General features: G+C 40.2%; 16 protein-coding genes and 3 tRNA genes. 16 read left to right on the plus strand and 3 right to left on the minus strand.

Annotated features, from left to right (window positions below):
• Positions 1-47 precede the first annotated feature (47 nt).
• Positions 48-120: transfer RNA gene (locus tag MWL85_RS04660), tRNA-Thr, on the minus strand.
• Positions 121-279: 159 nt separating this feature from the next.
• Positions 280-353, minus strand: a tRNA-Ile gene (locus tag MWL85_RS04665).
• A 293-nt stretch (positions 354-646) separates the two neighbouring features.
• On the opposite strand from MWL85_RS04665, the gene dapB reads away from it, so the two are divergent.
• The 4 genes from dapB to MWL85_RS04685 are packed head-to-tail and all read left to right on the plus strand — an operon-like array spanning position 647 to position 3,695.
• Positions 647-1,366, plus strand: a complete 720-nt coding sequence (dapB, locus tag MWL85_RS04670; protein WP_244401626.1) for a 4-hydroxy-tetrahydrodipicolinate reductase — start codon at positions 647-649, stop codon at positions 1,364-1,366.
• 6 nt (positions 1,367-1,372) lie between these two features.
• Positions 1,373-2,758 (plus strand): S26 family signal peptidase, encoded by a 1,386-nt coding sequence (locus MWL85_RS04675; protein ID WP_244401627.1) that lies wholly within the window; start codon positions 1,373-1,375, stop codon positions 2,756-2,758.
• Positions 2,758-3,099, plus strand: a complete 342-nt coding sequence (locus MWL85_RS04680) for a hypothetical protein (protein ID WP_021903670.1) — start codon at positions 2,758-2,760, stop codon at positions 3,097-3,099. The genes MWL85_RS04675 and MWL85_RS04680 overlap by 1 nt, the downstream gene beginning before the upstream one ends.
• Positions 3,099-3,695 carry a WbqC family protein gene (locus MWL85_RS04685; RefSeq protein ID WP_244401855.1) on the plus strand — a complete coding sequence of 199 codons (597 nt, stop codon included), beginning with the start codon at positions 3,099-3,101 and terminating at the stop codon, positions 3,693-3,695. Before MWL85_RS04680 ends, MWL85_RS04685 begins: the two co-directional genes overlap by 1 nt.
• On the opposite strand, the gene coaA is transcribed toward MWL85_RS04685, so the two are convergent.
• Complete coding sequence (gene coaA, locus MWL85_RS04690) at positions 3,664-4,608, minus strand: type I pantothenate kinase (protein ID WP_244401628.1); 945 nt, start codon at positions 4,606-4,608, stop codon at positions 3,664-3,666. The genes MWL85_RS04685 and coaA overlap by 32 nt on opposite strands.
• A gap of 301 nt (positions 4,609-4,909) precedes the next feature.
• Between coaA and MWL85_RS04695 the strand changes: the two genes are divergently transcribed.
• The 12 genes from MWL85_RS04695 to MWL85_RS04745 all read left to right on the plus strand — a co-directional run bounded on the left by MWL85_RS04695 (position 4,910) and on the right by MWL85_RS04745 (position 13,505).
• A tRNA-Thr gene (locus MWL85_RS04695) sits at positions 4,910-4,982 on the plus strand.
• 292 nt (positions 4,983-5,274) lie between these two features.
• Positions 5,275-6,900, plus strand: coding sequence for a site-specific integrase (locus MWL85_RS04700; protein ID WP_262914460.1), 1,626 nt, complete (start codon positions 5,275-5,277; stop codon positions 6,898-6,900).
• A 14-nt stretch (positions 6,901-6,914) separates the two neighbouring features.
• Positions 6,915-7,169 carry a hypothetical protein gene (locus MWL85_RS04705; protein WP_244401630.1) on the plus strand — a complete coding sequence of 85 codons (255 nt, stop codon included), beginning with the start codon at positions 6,915-6,917 and terminating at the stop codon, positions 7,167-7,169.
• 111 nt (positions 7,170-7,280) lie between these two features.
• Positions 7,281-7,406 (plus strand): hypothetical protein, encoded by a 126-nt coding sequence (locus MWL85_RS11570; protein WP_262914456.1) that lies wholly within the window; start codon positions 7,281-7,283, stop codon positions 7,404-7,406.
• A 7-nt stretch (positions 7,407-7,413) separates the two neighbouring features.
• Complete coding sequence (locus MWL85_RS04710) at positions 7,414-7,869, plus strand: helix-turn-helix domain-containing protein (RefSeq protein WP_244401631.1); 456 nt, start codon at positions 7,414-7,416, stop codon at positions 7,867-7,869.
• 14 nt (positions 7,870-7,883) lie between these two features.
• Positions 7,884-8,762: a DUF4373 domain-containing protein gene (locus tag MWL85_RS04715; RefSeq protein ID WP_244401632.1), complete on the plus strand. Its 879-nt coding sequence runs from the start codon at positions 7,884-7,886 to the stop codon at positions 8,760-8,762.
• Between the two features lie 9 nt (positions 8,763-8,771).
• Entirely contained in the window at positions 8,772-9,443 is a 672-nt protein-coding gene (locus MWL85_RS04720; RefSeq protein ID WP_244401633.1) for an ATP-binding protein, read from the plus strand.
• Positions 9,444-9,453: 10 nt separating this feature from the next.
• The gene (locus MWL85_RS04725) at positions 9,454-9,909 is read left to right on the plus strand and encodes a hypothetical protein (protein ID WP_244401634.1); all 456 of its coding nucleotides are present in this window, start codon (positions 9,454-9,456) and stop codon (positions 9,907-9,909) included.
• A gap of 91 nt (positions 9,910-10,000) precedes the next feature.
• Entirely contained in the window at positions 10,001-10,438 is a 438-nt protein-coding gene (locus MWL85_RS04730; protein ID WP_244401635.1) for a hypothetical protein, read from the plus strand.
• A 154-nt stretch (positions 10,439-10,592) separates the two neighbouring features.
• On the plus strand, positions 10,593-11,402 hold the full coding sequence (locus tag MWL85_RS04735) for a toxin-antitoxin system YwqK family antitoxin (protein ID WP_244401636.1): 810 nt from the start codon (positions 10,593-10,595) through the stop codon (positions 11,400-11,402).
• A gap of 20 nt (positions 11,403-11,422) precedes the next feature.
• Complete coding sequence (locus MWL85_RS04740; RefSeq protein ID WP_018029073.1) at positions 11,423-11,602, plus strand: hypothetical protein; 180 nt, start codon at positions 11,423-11,425, stop codon at positions 11,600-11,602.
• Entirely contained in the window at positions 11,595-13,505 is a 1,911-nt protein-coding gene (locus MWL85_RS04745) for a toxin-antitoxin system YwqK family antitoxin (protein WP_244401637.1), read from the plus strand. The genes MWL85_RS04740 and MWL85_RS04745 overlap by 8 nt, the downstream gene beginning before the upstream one ends.
• Position 13,506: the final 1 nt, after the last annotated feature.

Consider the following 13,506-nt stretch of genomic DNA (forward strand, 5'->3'; position numbering starts at 1 on the left):
ACTAACCCTTTTCAAAGTGAGTTGGAACAAATATTGAAACATATTTGAGCCTCTTGCCGGACTCGAACCAGCGACCGTCTGATTACAAATCAGGAGCTCTACCAACTGAGCTAAAGAGGCGGGTGGGTAAGCTATCTACATCGCGCCGCTACAACCAGCTACCCTTGCTGCGATCAAGCCCTGGGGGAGTTCACCAGGAGCTGGCCGTGCAGGACTTACCCGTAACGATTGCAAAGGTACCATTATTTTTTGTCGCTACCAAATGAATACCTTTAAAAGTGGTCCAGCTTGGACTTGAACCAAGGACGCCCTGATTATGAGTCAGGTGCTCTAACCAACTGAGCTACAGGACCAATCAAATAGATGCTTTGCGTGCATTACACGAAATCTTCGCAGCCTCTCGTTTTTCGTGTTTGCAAAGATAGCAATAATAGTTTTCTCAGGCAAGTGTTTACGAAAATATTTTGCTTTTGGATCTATATAAATGATGCGCCTTGGTAGGTTATGCATCTTCTATTCAAATGCGTTTTTATAGCAAGCCTAAGCATTAAAGGGCGTTCCCGACTGATTTATAGATTGTGAAGTGAATAGAAGTATAGTAAAAGTTGTATCTTTGCCTATATGTAAACTAGATTAGTGCCGATATATGAGAATTTGTTTATTAGGATATGGAAGAATGGGGCACGAGGTGGAACAAGTTGCTCTATCTCGTGGTCATAAGATTGTAGCTACAGTGGACTCCGATTGTGATACTCTCCCTAGTTGCGATATTGTGATTGAATTTAGCCGTCCTGAAGCTGCATTTTATAATATAACTAAGTGTATCCAGCAAGGGCTTCCTATCGTGTCGGGAACCACTGGATGGCTAGAACAGTGGGACAAAGCAGTTGAATGCGTGAAGCAGAATAACGGCACACTTTTTTACGCATCTAACTTTAGTGTTGGGGTTTATCTTTTCCGACTGATTAATACCTATATGGCAAGGCTGATGAACCATTATCCCAACTACCTACCAACTGTTGAAGAGACACATCATATCCATAAGCTAGATTATCCGAGCGGTACTGCACTCACCATTGCCAATGAGATGATTGAGTATCTAGATTCAAAGTCGGAGACTTTAGCGTATCTAGAACCTAATGAAGTCCCTACTCATAGAGATGACGAACTTTTGATCACCTCGATACGTAAAGATAGTGTCCCTGGTACCCATGTAGTTAAGTATGAGAGCGAAGAGGATGTTTTAACCCTTTCTCACGAAGCAAAGGGGAGAAAAGGACTAGCACTTGGTGCCGTATTAGCTGCCGAATTTGTAGTGGATAAAAAGGGTATTTATGGAATGGAGGATTTAATTCAATTAGACTAAGTTATTATGGAAGAGAAGAAAAGAATAGATTGGAAGGGAGTTTCCAAAAAACAATGGATTAAAGCTGCAATTTGGGGCGTCATTATCATTTTGTTTTCAATCTGGGTGAGTAGTGCTTGGTTTTTCCTAATTGTTTATCCTTTCATCTTTGATATTTACGTTACTCGCTTTATTCCGTGGCGGTGGTGGGAGAAGTCTTCAAGTTCTGTAGTGAGGGGAATTATGGGACTTGTTGAGGATTTAATCGTTGTATTAATCATTGTGCACTTTCTAAACCTCTTTGTGTTTCAGCAGTTTAAGATACCTTCAGGCTCCCTTGAGAAAACAGCTTTAATCGGTGATCATCTTTTTGTAAGCAAGTTAAGTTATGGTCCTAGGGTTCCGATGACTCCCTTGGCATTTCCTCTATTTCACAATCAATTTCCTGGGGGTGGTAAAGCATATTTGGATAAACCACAATGGAAATATCATAGAGTCAAAGGCTTTGGAAAGGTAAAGATGAATGATATCGTTGTGTTCAATTTCCCGGTAGGAGATACTGTAGCTCTAAATGTCACGAACCCCGACTACTATACCCTTAAAAAGCAGTATGGGAGAGACCGAATATGGAGCGATAAACAAACGTTTGGAGAGGTGGTGTATAGGCCTGTGGACATGCGCGACCACTATGTCAAAAGAGCTGTAGGAATGCCTGGCGACTCGCTTCAGATCATAAATAATTCGCTATACATCAATGGGCAATTGATGAAAGAGCCTGAAAAACTCCAGTATAATTATTTCGTTGAGACTAATGGTAATCACTTCTCAGCAAAAGAACTTCAAGACTTGGGTATTAATGAAGATGATATTGTATTATTAGCAAATCAAACCTTTGTGTTCGATAATGATACTCTAGGCACTTCTGGGGCATTGTATCATTTCCCTTTAACTAAGGAAATGAAAGAAAAGCTAGAGCGACACTCTATAGTTACCAAGATTATTGTAGAACCTTCTCCATCAGCGGATCAATTTTACACTTTCCCAATAGATATGGAAACCGGTTGGACCAGAGACAATTATGGACCCCTTTGGATTCCGAAGAAGGGTGCTACCATATACCTCACTCCCAACAACCTAGAGCTGTATAAGCGATGCATCACAAATTATGAAGGTCATGATTTAGTCGTAAAAGATAGCATTATCTATATTGATGGCATTGCGTCGGACACTTATACTTTTGAGATGGATTATTACTGGATGATGGGCGATAATAGGCACAATTCACTAGACTCTCGTAGTTGGGGTTTTGTTCCTGAGGATCACATCGTCGGGAAACCGATGTTTGTATGGCTCTCTTGGGATAAGGATAAAGGTGGTGTGAGGTGGAATAGATTTTTTACCACTCTACATTGATGGGGAGAGAAAAAAATAAGAGCTATAGGTCATCAGGCATAGTTTGGTTATGGTTGATTTTCCTTGCGTTCCTACTTATCCTGATAAAGTTTTTCTTCATTGGCACCTATTACATTGAAGGTGATAGCACGACACAAAAGAGTTTGATAATCGTCTCTATCCAGTCAAAACCAAAGGTTGAGGGAGATATTATTCTCATTGAGCTCACAAATGGGGAGCTAGCACCAGCCGAATACATCACTCACACAAAGGAGAAGTGCAAAGTCCGTATAGGAGGTGAAGAGAAATGGATCAAGACAAAGATGATTAAGGGCAAGATGATAAAATCATTTAGACTATGATGACTTTGCCAACTGCCTTTTTGCCCAACATACCCTATTTATATCTTCTCGCTCACAATAAGGTCAGTGGAATATATGTGGGTGAACAGTATGAGAAACAAACCTTTCGAAATAGGACTAACCTTATGGGCCCCAACGGAAAGGTAACCTTCACTATACCAGTAGAGAAGATTGGATACCCATCACCATCTACATACGAAGTTTGTATTTCCGAGCATGGTCAATGGAGGAATAAATTGTGGCAAATGCTTAGAAGCAACTATTGCTCCACACCATATTGGGAGCATTATTGTGAATCAATCGGGAAGCACGTCTTCAACCCAGCTCATCGCTTAGTGGATTACAATCACGATTGGTTGGCTTTACTTTGTAAGTTAATTGGTATTGACACCCCTCCTTTGGTACATGCCCAAGATGATTCACCAATTATTTTGACCGAGTTTTACACCCCCAAACATCATCTTTTTTCAAGAAGATACTGGCAGGTATTTGAATACAAGTTCGGATTCCAACCAAATTTATCAGCCCTAGATATGCTACTATGTATAGGTCCAGAGAGTAGGCTTATACTTTTCGAAGACGAACCGATCGCATAGCATGGTCCGTTCCTTTTTCAAGGATTAAGCTTGATCTGAACTTAGTCGGTAGGATATTTTCATATAGGTTTTTAAGGTTAATCTCTTCCCAGATCTGGTTAGCTATTGCTTTTGCCTCCTCTAATGGCAAGTCAGCAAATCTTGTGAAAAATGAATCAGGATTATTGAAGGCTGTTTGCTGAAGCTTGATAAATCGATCCACATACCACCTTCTAATATTTTCCACATCTGCATCCACATAGATAGAAAAGTCAAAAAAGTCCGAAACAAATACTTGCTGCGTGGCTTCCATTCTATCCGGATCTACCTGCAATACATTAATTCCCTCCACGATCAATATATCTGGTTGGTCAATGACCTGTACTTCATCTGGGATAATATCGTAGAATAGATGTGAGTACACTGGCACTTCCAAGTATCTTTTACCACTTTTTACTGAAAAAAGGAAGTTGATCAATCGCTTTGCATCATAGCTTTCAGGGAAACCTTTACGATCCAAGATTCCTCTTTTCTCCAGCTCAGCATTGGGCAAGAGAAAGCCATCGGTAGTCAGGAGGTCCACCTTAGGGCACGACTGATCCATTGAGAGTAGTTTTTGAAGCACTCGTGCCGTAGTACTCTTCCCCACAGCAACACTTCCAGCAATCCCAATTACGAAAGGGACATTATGAGACGGCTTATGGAAAAACTCATCATATTCATTGTGTAGCCTCTTAAAGTGAGTGATATGAATTTGAAGCAACCTGCAAAGTGGCAGATATATATCACTAATTTCAGACTCAGTTAGTGGTTCATTGAGAGCTCTTAATTTACTCAAGTCAATCTGTGAAAAAGGAAAGTCGGGATGGCTATCAAGCCGGCTCCATTCATTACGAGTAAAAGTGCGAAAAGGCGAAAAAGTTGAGTTTTGCATTGTTTTGCGACTTTAATCTACCGTGCTAAACAATAAGACTCTGTGGAGTGCTGTTCAACCAAAATAGTGTTTTTTTTGAACTGCAACAAACCACTTATCCCATTGGATGAAAAGGTCAGACAGATATAGTGATTACGCTTAGATTTCATACATGTTACAAATTGTGACGCAAATGTACCTATTTTCACCAACATATACCCCTACAATCAAATCTATTCACCCAGGAATAATCACCAATTATTATTATGAATTCTAATTAATTTATTATCTTTGCGACGTCAAAGACAAACCATAACAGTTTGCCGAAGTGGCTCAGTTGGTAGAGCAACGCATTCGTAATGCGTAGGTCACGGGTTCGAGTCCCGTCTTCGGCTCTCTCTTAAAAGTTTCATTCTACAGAAAAGTGTTATAGACCAAGGTTTATAGCACTTTTTCTTGTTTTTCGGCACTACAATCATCTTTAGTTCCCATCTCAGTAGTCATTTGCACTAGACTGACAATCAGTTTGTTATCGTTCTTATTAGGACATAACAAAATAGGTTGTCAACGAATTGGCAGCATAATGGCAACTTTTTCTTTCTGACGTGGAGTTGTGAAATTGCTTGCGAAGTGTACCCGTTAATTCTTTTAGATAACAACAACATGAGCATTAAAACAACTTACGTGATGAAAGAGAGTGTAAAAGTAACCTTCTATGTAAGGAAACAACCTTTGAAGAATGGTTTATATCCGCTTCTAATGCGAATATCATTTGGAGGGGAAAGGATTACAGTTGGGCAAATTGGAATTTACCTGACCGATCCAACTTACTTGAAATCAAATCAAGTAACGAGCGAGTGCCCAAACTGCAATGAGTATAACCTACAACTCATGCAAGAAAGAGTTGAGGTGGAACGCATTGCATTTGAAGAGGGACCGATCTTTTGCCTTGATGACATCAAAAAAAGGTACTTGTTATCCAAAAACAAGACCAAGACACTATCAATTCTTGATGTCTACAGGGAATACCTCGAGGTTAGGAAGAAAGAGCAAGAGAAGACAAATGTATGCAAGAAGACACGAAACAAATGGGTCAACTCACTAAAGCTCTTTGAAGCCTTTACACAACAATCCAAAAAGCTATCCAGCTTAAATATTAGGAACTTAACTGAGAACGTTTTCTATGACTATGAGTCGTATCTGCTTAATACGTGTGGTTACGAAGAGAATACCGCTAGCAAATACTTGGTCTACCTAAAATCTGTAGCCAATTATGCGACAGATTGCTCGTACATAGCCTACTCTAAGATAGCTAAATGTCAGCTTCCCAAGAAAGAAAGCAGAGTCGTTCCACTTAATGGAGAAGAACTAAAGGCTTTGTATAACGCACGATTTGAGAAAAAGCATTTGAGCAAAGCACAAGAAATGTTTCTATTTGCTTGCTTTACAGGGCTTTCTTATTGCGATGTTAAAAGCCTCACAAAGGGGCATATCAAAACAATTGGCGACACTGTGTTCATTATCAAAGATCGTCTGAAAACAAAGGTAGAAGCTGACATTCCCCTCATCGCCCCTGCTCAGTTTATAATAAACAAATACAAAGAGGGACATACAGATGATGAGCCATTCATGCCAATCATCTCCAATCAAAAGATCAATCAATACCTAAAGGAGATAGCAGCTGAACTAAACATAAAAACTAAGCTGACTTATCACGTGGCGAGGCATACTTTTGCGACCCTCTCCCTTGATGCTGGTGTCTCCCTTGAGACAATCGCCAAGATGCTTGGGCACAGCGATACAAGAACAACTAAGATATACGCCAAAATAACAAGGCAAAAGATAAGAAAGGAGATTAAATTCTTTAGTAAAGAGATAGATAGTATAACTAGTAACGAACAAGAGAACACAAGCAGAATGAAGAAAAAAAACAAACCGATTATTGCCATTGATTTTGATGGTGTGATAGTTAAAGACAACTACCCACTTATTGGAGAGATTCAAGAGGGAGCGAAGGAAGCACTTGAATATCTCAACCAGTATTGTACAGTGATTATTTGGACCTGTCGAGATGGATTGAGCAAAGTAGAAGCAACTGAGTGGATGAAAGACAACAACATTAAGTTTGATCACATCAACCAAAACTCCCCAGAGAATATTAATCGCTTCAACAACGATTGTCGCAAAGTCTATGCCGACATATACGTCGATGACAGACAAGTAGGAGGGTTCAGAGGATGGGAAGAGACTCTAAGGCTGATCAAGACACAGCTTAGAGAATACTATAAAATGGAAATTCACGAATGGATTTAAGAAGAACAAAGATTATGGAAAACAAAATAGAAACGACATTGGACATCCTTGCAAAAGGAATAGATAAACATGCAAGCAATTATCTGCTTTTAGCTAACGATCCAGAGGTCGACGATGCGACCTTGCTATCATGCACAGCGAGTGATGTTACCCTTATTAGCTTGCTCGCAGACTTTCTCAATGCCGATAAGAGGTTTATGGAAGCCACTCAGATTGCAATCGAGGTTGCAAAGGAGAGAGAGAAGGAGGGCTTTATGAGGTGCCTATAAATAACAACAGAAAGTATTAACAATCAAAAAAACAAGGAGGTGACTATGTACAGCATTGAAAGAACACACAATGATGGATGCGTAATCGGTCTTGAGAAGGAAAGAGAGATAATGAAAGACAGACTAATGCTAGAAGCCGAGATGTATAGCCTGAGAGCAGTGCTAGAGGTCTCTATGAGCTTAAAAGATAAGGCTCTAAGCTGTTTGGAGAGAGTTGAAAAGATATATCAAAGCTGATATGGGTATGATACTAGTTGAGGGAATACAGTATTACACGAGCAAAGAGGTGTGTGAACTCATTGGTTACTCACGCTCTACTCTTATGGATCGTGTAAGAGATGGGAAAATCAAGCAAGTAATTCATAATGGCACAGCCATTTTCAATAAGGATGAGATTGATGCTTTGAAAAATAGCCAAGACTACTTCCTATATGGAGATGCGACAGAGGTCTTAGTTACAGTTAAGGAGTTGGCTGGGTGGATGGGAAAAAGTCCTGACACCATCTATACATGGCTAAAACAAGGAAGGATCAAGGGGACAAGAGTTGGCAGGTTTGTTTTCTTCACTAAAGCAGACATAAAAGAAATTCTTGATCAAATGAGACAAAAGATAAATGAAAGGCCACAAGCAGTGAGAGAACAGTTTCAACTAGATAATGATAGTATAAGTTCACTCCTAGACAGCAAAGACAAATTATAAACAAAGGAGGGAATATGGCAAGATTACCGAAAATAGGTGTGGACTACTTTCCACATTATGTGGGGTCAAGAGATGCAAAAATGCTCTACATATTAAAGAGTAAGTTTGGAAATGATGGGTATGCTTTCTGGTACCAACTACTAGAAATGCTAGGAGCAGAGAAGGGGTTATACTATGCGTGCGATAAACCGGCCAATTGGCTTTACCTGACCGCAAGCACTGGCGTCAGTGAAGAGTTGGCAGAAGACATACTAAATATGTTAGTGGAACTAGACGCTATAGACCCAGATTTATGGCTATCGCACCGAATAATATGGTGCCAAGAATTTGTAGATCAACTAGACCCAATATATAGGAAAAGGAGGCAAGACACCCCCTCAAAGCCTATGTTTAACCAACAAGTAGATAAGGTTCAGGAGGTCGAGGTGCCAACACAAGAACCTTCTAACGAAGAACCAAGTCCAAATGTAGAGGTGGAGAAGGAGATAGAAAATCCGAAAAACACTGATGACAAAAAAGTGGTTGCTCAAGGTGGAGATAATAAGGGTGAGACACAAGGCAAAAAGGAAAAGACTAAGGAGGAGATACCCAAATCGTACTCGTATGTAGCGGAGGAGTTAAAGGTTCCTTTCTTTGATTGGCTGAAATATAAGAAGCTAAATGGGCAACCGTATAAGTCAGATATGGCAACTAAGATGTGCTATGACCAATTGGTGGAATATAGTAAAGGTGACTCACAAACAGCAACCGAAATAATCAGAACAAGCATTGCAAATAACTATTCTGGCTTTTTCCAACCAAGAAGGAAAGAAGGAGGTGGAAGAGAGACAGTGCCTAGCTGCCTCGTCAATGCGAATGCCAGCAAGGTGGGAGTTAATAAATCAACGATATAAGAGGGCATAATGAATAAGATAGGAAACATAAATATAGATGCGATCCTAGATTACAACACGCTACAAAGCTCTCAAGCAAAACAAACGTTTAAGAGCGAAGCACTTTCGCAGCTAGGAACAGCCAAAGAGGTGGCTACAGCATTAATGTATTGCTACAGAAGCGAGGTAGCTGTGCGAAACTATGAATATAGAGAAAGCGAGGAGTTGAACTCAATCTTCTATCGGGTTGCCAACTGGCTAATAACCCCAGATACTAAGCCGTGGCTCTTAATCTACGGTCCTGTTGGAAATGGCAAAACAACGATGCTGAAAGCGATCCAACGGCTGATTAATAGTCAAAAGATAAAATATGGTTGCTATACAACTTCTATGAGGCTATTCAATTCTATACGAATAGCAGATTGCTCAGTTGAGAATAGAATGTTTTTTAATGAGATAAAATCATACGAGGCATTAGGGGTTGATGATCTAGGTATTGAGCCACTAGGAGTCTACAACTATGGAACCCTTTCTTCTCCTATGGTGGAGCTAATGCTACAAAGATACGAAACAAGAAAGCTAACCATTTTTACCTCTAACCTAGACCTTAATACGCTCTCAGATAGATATAAAGAAAGGATTGCGGACCGACTAAGAGAGGTTTGTGACCTATTACATATTTCAAGTGAAAGCTATAGATAGATAATTAGAGATGAAAATAAGCAAGACCTCAGACAAGGTGAGGATAGTAGAAGGCAAATGCGAGTTGGGAGGAGACGAGGAAGGATTTGAGCTAACAATTCTTAGAGTAAACAACAGAATGTGGGCATACGAGCTAAACGCTACTGCAAATGGCAACGTTTATCACGCCACATCGTTAAGCCAGACTCCTTTTGAGACGCAAAGGGAAGCTGTTGAAGCAGGCATATATCTATTGGAACATCAAGTCTATGGAAAAGGGAAAAGGAGCAAAGCCATCAATGGTGCTATTACAAAGCTAAAGGCACTTCAACAAAATAAGTGCACTTCCCTATTCCGAGAAGAGAAAGCGTTTAATACTAGCATAGAGGAGAAAGATGACATGTGGAAGGATCTTACAAATAAATCTCAGCCCATCCTATGTCGCAATTCAGCGACAAGGACTCTTGCTAAAGGAAAAGCGAAATAGAGGATAATGCCCAAAATATACAGACGAGAAACAGTAAGAATAAAGTAATGTAAATCATTGAGACACAAAATAATATTACTATAAAATGGATATGTGGAACTTAAAGAAGACTTGGAGAAAAGCCAAAGAAGAATGGTCGCACAAGATAGAAAAAATACGAAACAAGATGAATAGCCTAGAAGAGAGAACCCATGGAATATATTCCAGTGCTTATTATCAAAGTCTTTCGAGAAGGGAGCGGATTGGAGATGTAAGGGTCGTTGTGACTCAAGTCGCCGATGAACTTGACTGTATTGACGAACTTGTCTTAGCGAACGAACTAATGAGATACCGCTTAAGAGGATTCCCAATAGAAGAAGCACCCCAAGATAAAGAAAAAGAATTTGTTCGTCCTCTTTGGGTGATAGAAGTTTTTCAAAATGGGCGATTAGCAAGGCAAATAACGTACTATTTGCAACCAAGGTACCCTGATAAAAGTTCTTCCGATGCTGGAGATATTGAAGCTCAAGATCCATCGAAAACCGAATAAGAAGCAGTCCAGCTTCGAGGGTATCTTTTTCAGGTAATGTTTTATTGTCAGTGTTCATATAAATGTGTCAAATACCAATGATGAGCAAAGATAGAGAAAAAGGACAATCTAAACAGAGTGGAATAATAACATAAATACATAGTTAAATAATATTATGGAAACATTGATTGAAAGAATAGAACGAGCACAAGCCATTACTACTACTGATGACACAAGGGTAGAAAGGGAATGGCATGAAAATGGTCGTCTCAAGTGTATTAAAACCTATAAAGGAGGGCTCAAGGATGGAATATGGAGAGGGTGGAACAAAGATGGTAAACTTTCTTTTAGCTACAACTTCAAGGATGGCAAGGAGGAGGGCATTCAAGAGGAGTGGTACAAAAATGGGAAACTAGCTTATAGAGCAGAGTTCAAAGATGGTAAAAGAGAAGGACTAACTGTATGTTGGCATGAAAATGGACAGCTAGAGAACCGTTGTAATTATAAAGATGGAAAGTTTGATGGAACCCTAGAAGTATGGTATGAGAGTGGACAACTTTGGACTCGTGGAAACTACAAGGAGGGAAAAGGGGAAGGACCGTTTCAGAGATGGTGGGAGAATGGTCAACTCAAAGCTCGGGAAAACTACAAAGATGGAAAACTAGATGGACCCGTTGAACGGTGGTACCCTAATGGTCAAATGAAGTCTCGTGGAAGCTACAAAGATGGGAAGGCAGACGGAACCCATGAATATTGGTGGGAGAATGGACAGCTCATGTCTCGTGGAGATTGGAAAGATGAAAAAGCAGAAGGGTTATTTGAACGATGGGATAAGAGTGGAAAGCTCATCTCAAGGACAATCTACAAAAATGGCAAAGAGGAAAAGCCAACCCCAAAAAACACTAACAACCCAACAACAGTGGTGCAAGAGACCAAGAAGAAGATAACCCTAAAACCTAAAAAGACGAATAGAATAAAAATATAATACACTAAATATATAATATTATGGAAACACAAGATTATGAAAAAATTGAATCAACAGTGAGTGACAACGCAATAGACTTTGACCTACTAAATGAAAACCAGACGAAAAGGGGTCGTGAAGTGGTGACGGATGAGGATGTAGCAGAAGTGAAAGACATCGTTGACGAGTGGCTAGCTGGGGAGGGCAAAGAAAATGATTAGTAAGAGAGTACTTAAAACAGCAGAAGGATGGTTGGGGAAGAGAAGCGACCTCTCAGAAGAGAAGAAGGTAGCTTTCTTGAATTATATTCAACCGATGGATAATCTAACGGCACTAGCGACAGCAAAATGGTATGCTAACGACATGATTCGTGTCCCAGAGGACCAAACTAGTATAGATGAGTCTATTTTGGTTGCAAAAAGAGCTAAGGTAGACCCCCTCACCTACTCTAACCCATTAAAGATCCTAAACTCCTTTAAGCAATACAAGATAAAGGAAAAGGCAATTGACCCTGACACAGTACCTGAGCTCTCAAATGGACGAACAGTTGGTCCTTCTTCTTTTTCCATACGCATCTATGACGTAGAGGACACCAAGGAGGGGCAACTCGCAATGAGAAAGATTATCAACACTCATTGGGGAGAAGATGCTAACCCTTGGTGTGTACTACAAGGAGATGGAGAGGGGAATTTATCAGAACACGCATGGAAGTATTGGAACAAATATAATGGAGTGCCCAAAAAAGTGGCCTTCAAAAATGGAAAGCTACTCTCTTTTTGTGCGAATGACTACGCCTTTAACCAATGGTGGGATCGTCAGGACATACCATATAATGGGATTCGGTTTGTGGAGAAATTAAAAGACGACAAATTGAGAAGAAGTGCCTTTTATGAGTTAAAAGAAAATGGTGACATAGCCTCAAGATCTCTACCATTTCTTGGGAATATGCAGAATGGAGAATATAGAGAGTGGCATGAAAATGAACAGCTCAAACTTCGGGAAAACTATAAGAATGGGAATCTTGATGGACCTAGCGAGGAGTGGTATGAAAATGGACAGCTCAAGACTTGTGGAGATTGGAAAAAGGGAAATAGGGAGGGGATTAAAGAGAGCTTCTACGAGAATGGTCAATTAGAGTCTAAGATTAACTATAGTGGTGGTTATCGTGATTGCGTTATTGAAGAGTGGTACCCCAATGGTCAATTAAAACAAAAGCCCAAATACAAGGATGGAAAGGTGGAGGGGGTACAAGAACGTTGGTACGAAAATGGACAACTTGAAATCCGTGGTCAGTTCCATGGTGGTAGATATGAAGGGCTATTTGAAGTGTGGCATGAGAATGGGCAACTTAAAGCTCGGGTAACATATAAAGACGGAAATAGAAATGGTCTGAGAGAGGAGTGGAACGAGAAAGGAACCCTTGTGGTTCGGGAAAACTATAAGGATGGAAAATTAGAGGGACTTCGGGAAGAGTGGTATAAAAACGGTCAGATCAAGGAACGCACTAACTACAAAGAAGGGGAAAAAGATGGATTGCATGAGAGGTTTTATGATAGTGGAAGCCTCTTATCAAGAGAGAGCTATAAAGAAGGTCTGAAAGACGGACTATGCGAGAGCTGGTGGGAGAATGAAAAGCTCAAAACACAGATTAGTTACAAAGGAGGAAGAGAGGAAGGCGAGTGTAAGACTTGGTTGAAAAATGGACTGCTCAAGAGCAAATGGAACTCAAAAAATGGTAGACTTGATGGTTCTATTGAATATTGGTGGAATAATGGGCAATTGGCAACTCGGTGCAACTATAAAGATGGGCAACTAGAGGGTCTTAGAGAGAGTTGGCACGAGAATGGAAATTTAGAATCTAGAAAGAGCTTTATCCAAGGCAAATTGGATGGCCTTTATGAAAAGTGGGATCGTGATGGGCAACTAGAGAGTCGTGGAAACTACATGAACGGTCAACGACATGGGCTCGTGGAGACCCGAAATGAAGATGGAAGTGTTACGAGGAGTGTCTATAACAATGGCGAGCTTCAACAAGAAAAAAGAGCCAAAAGCTTCATAAAGATGGGCAATGAACAAAGAACAATAATTGCCCCTAGAGAGAGTACAATAGGCATGAAAGCATAAA

The organism is Porphyromonas somerae (genome assembly GCF_022845615.1).
GTDB lineage: Bacteria > Bacteroidota > Bacteroidia > Bacteroidales > Porphyromonadaceae > Porphyromonas_A > Porphyromonas_A somerae.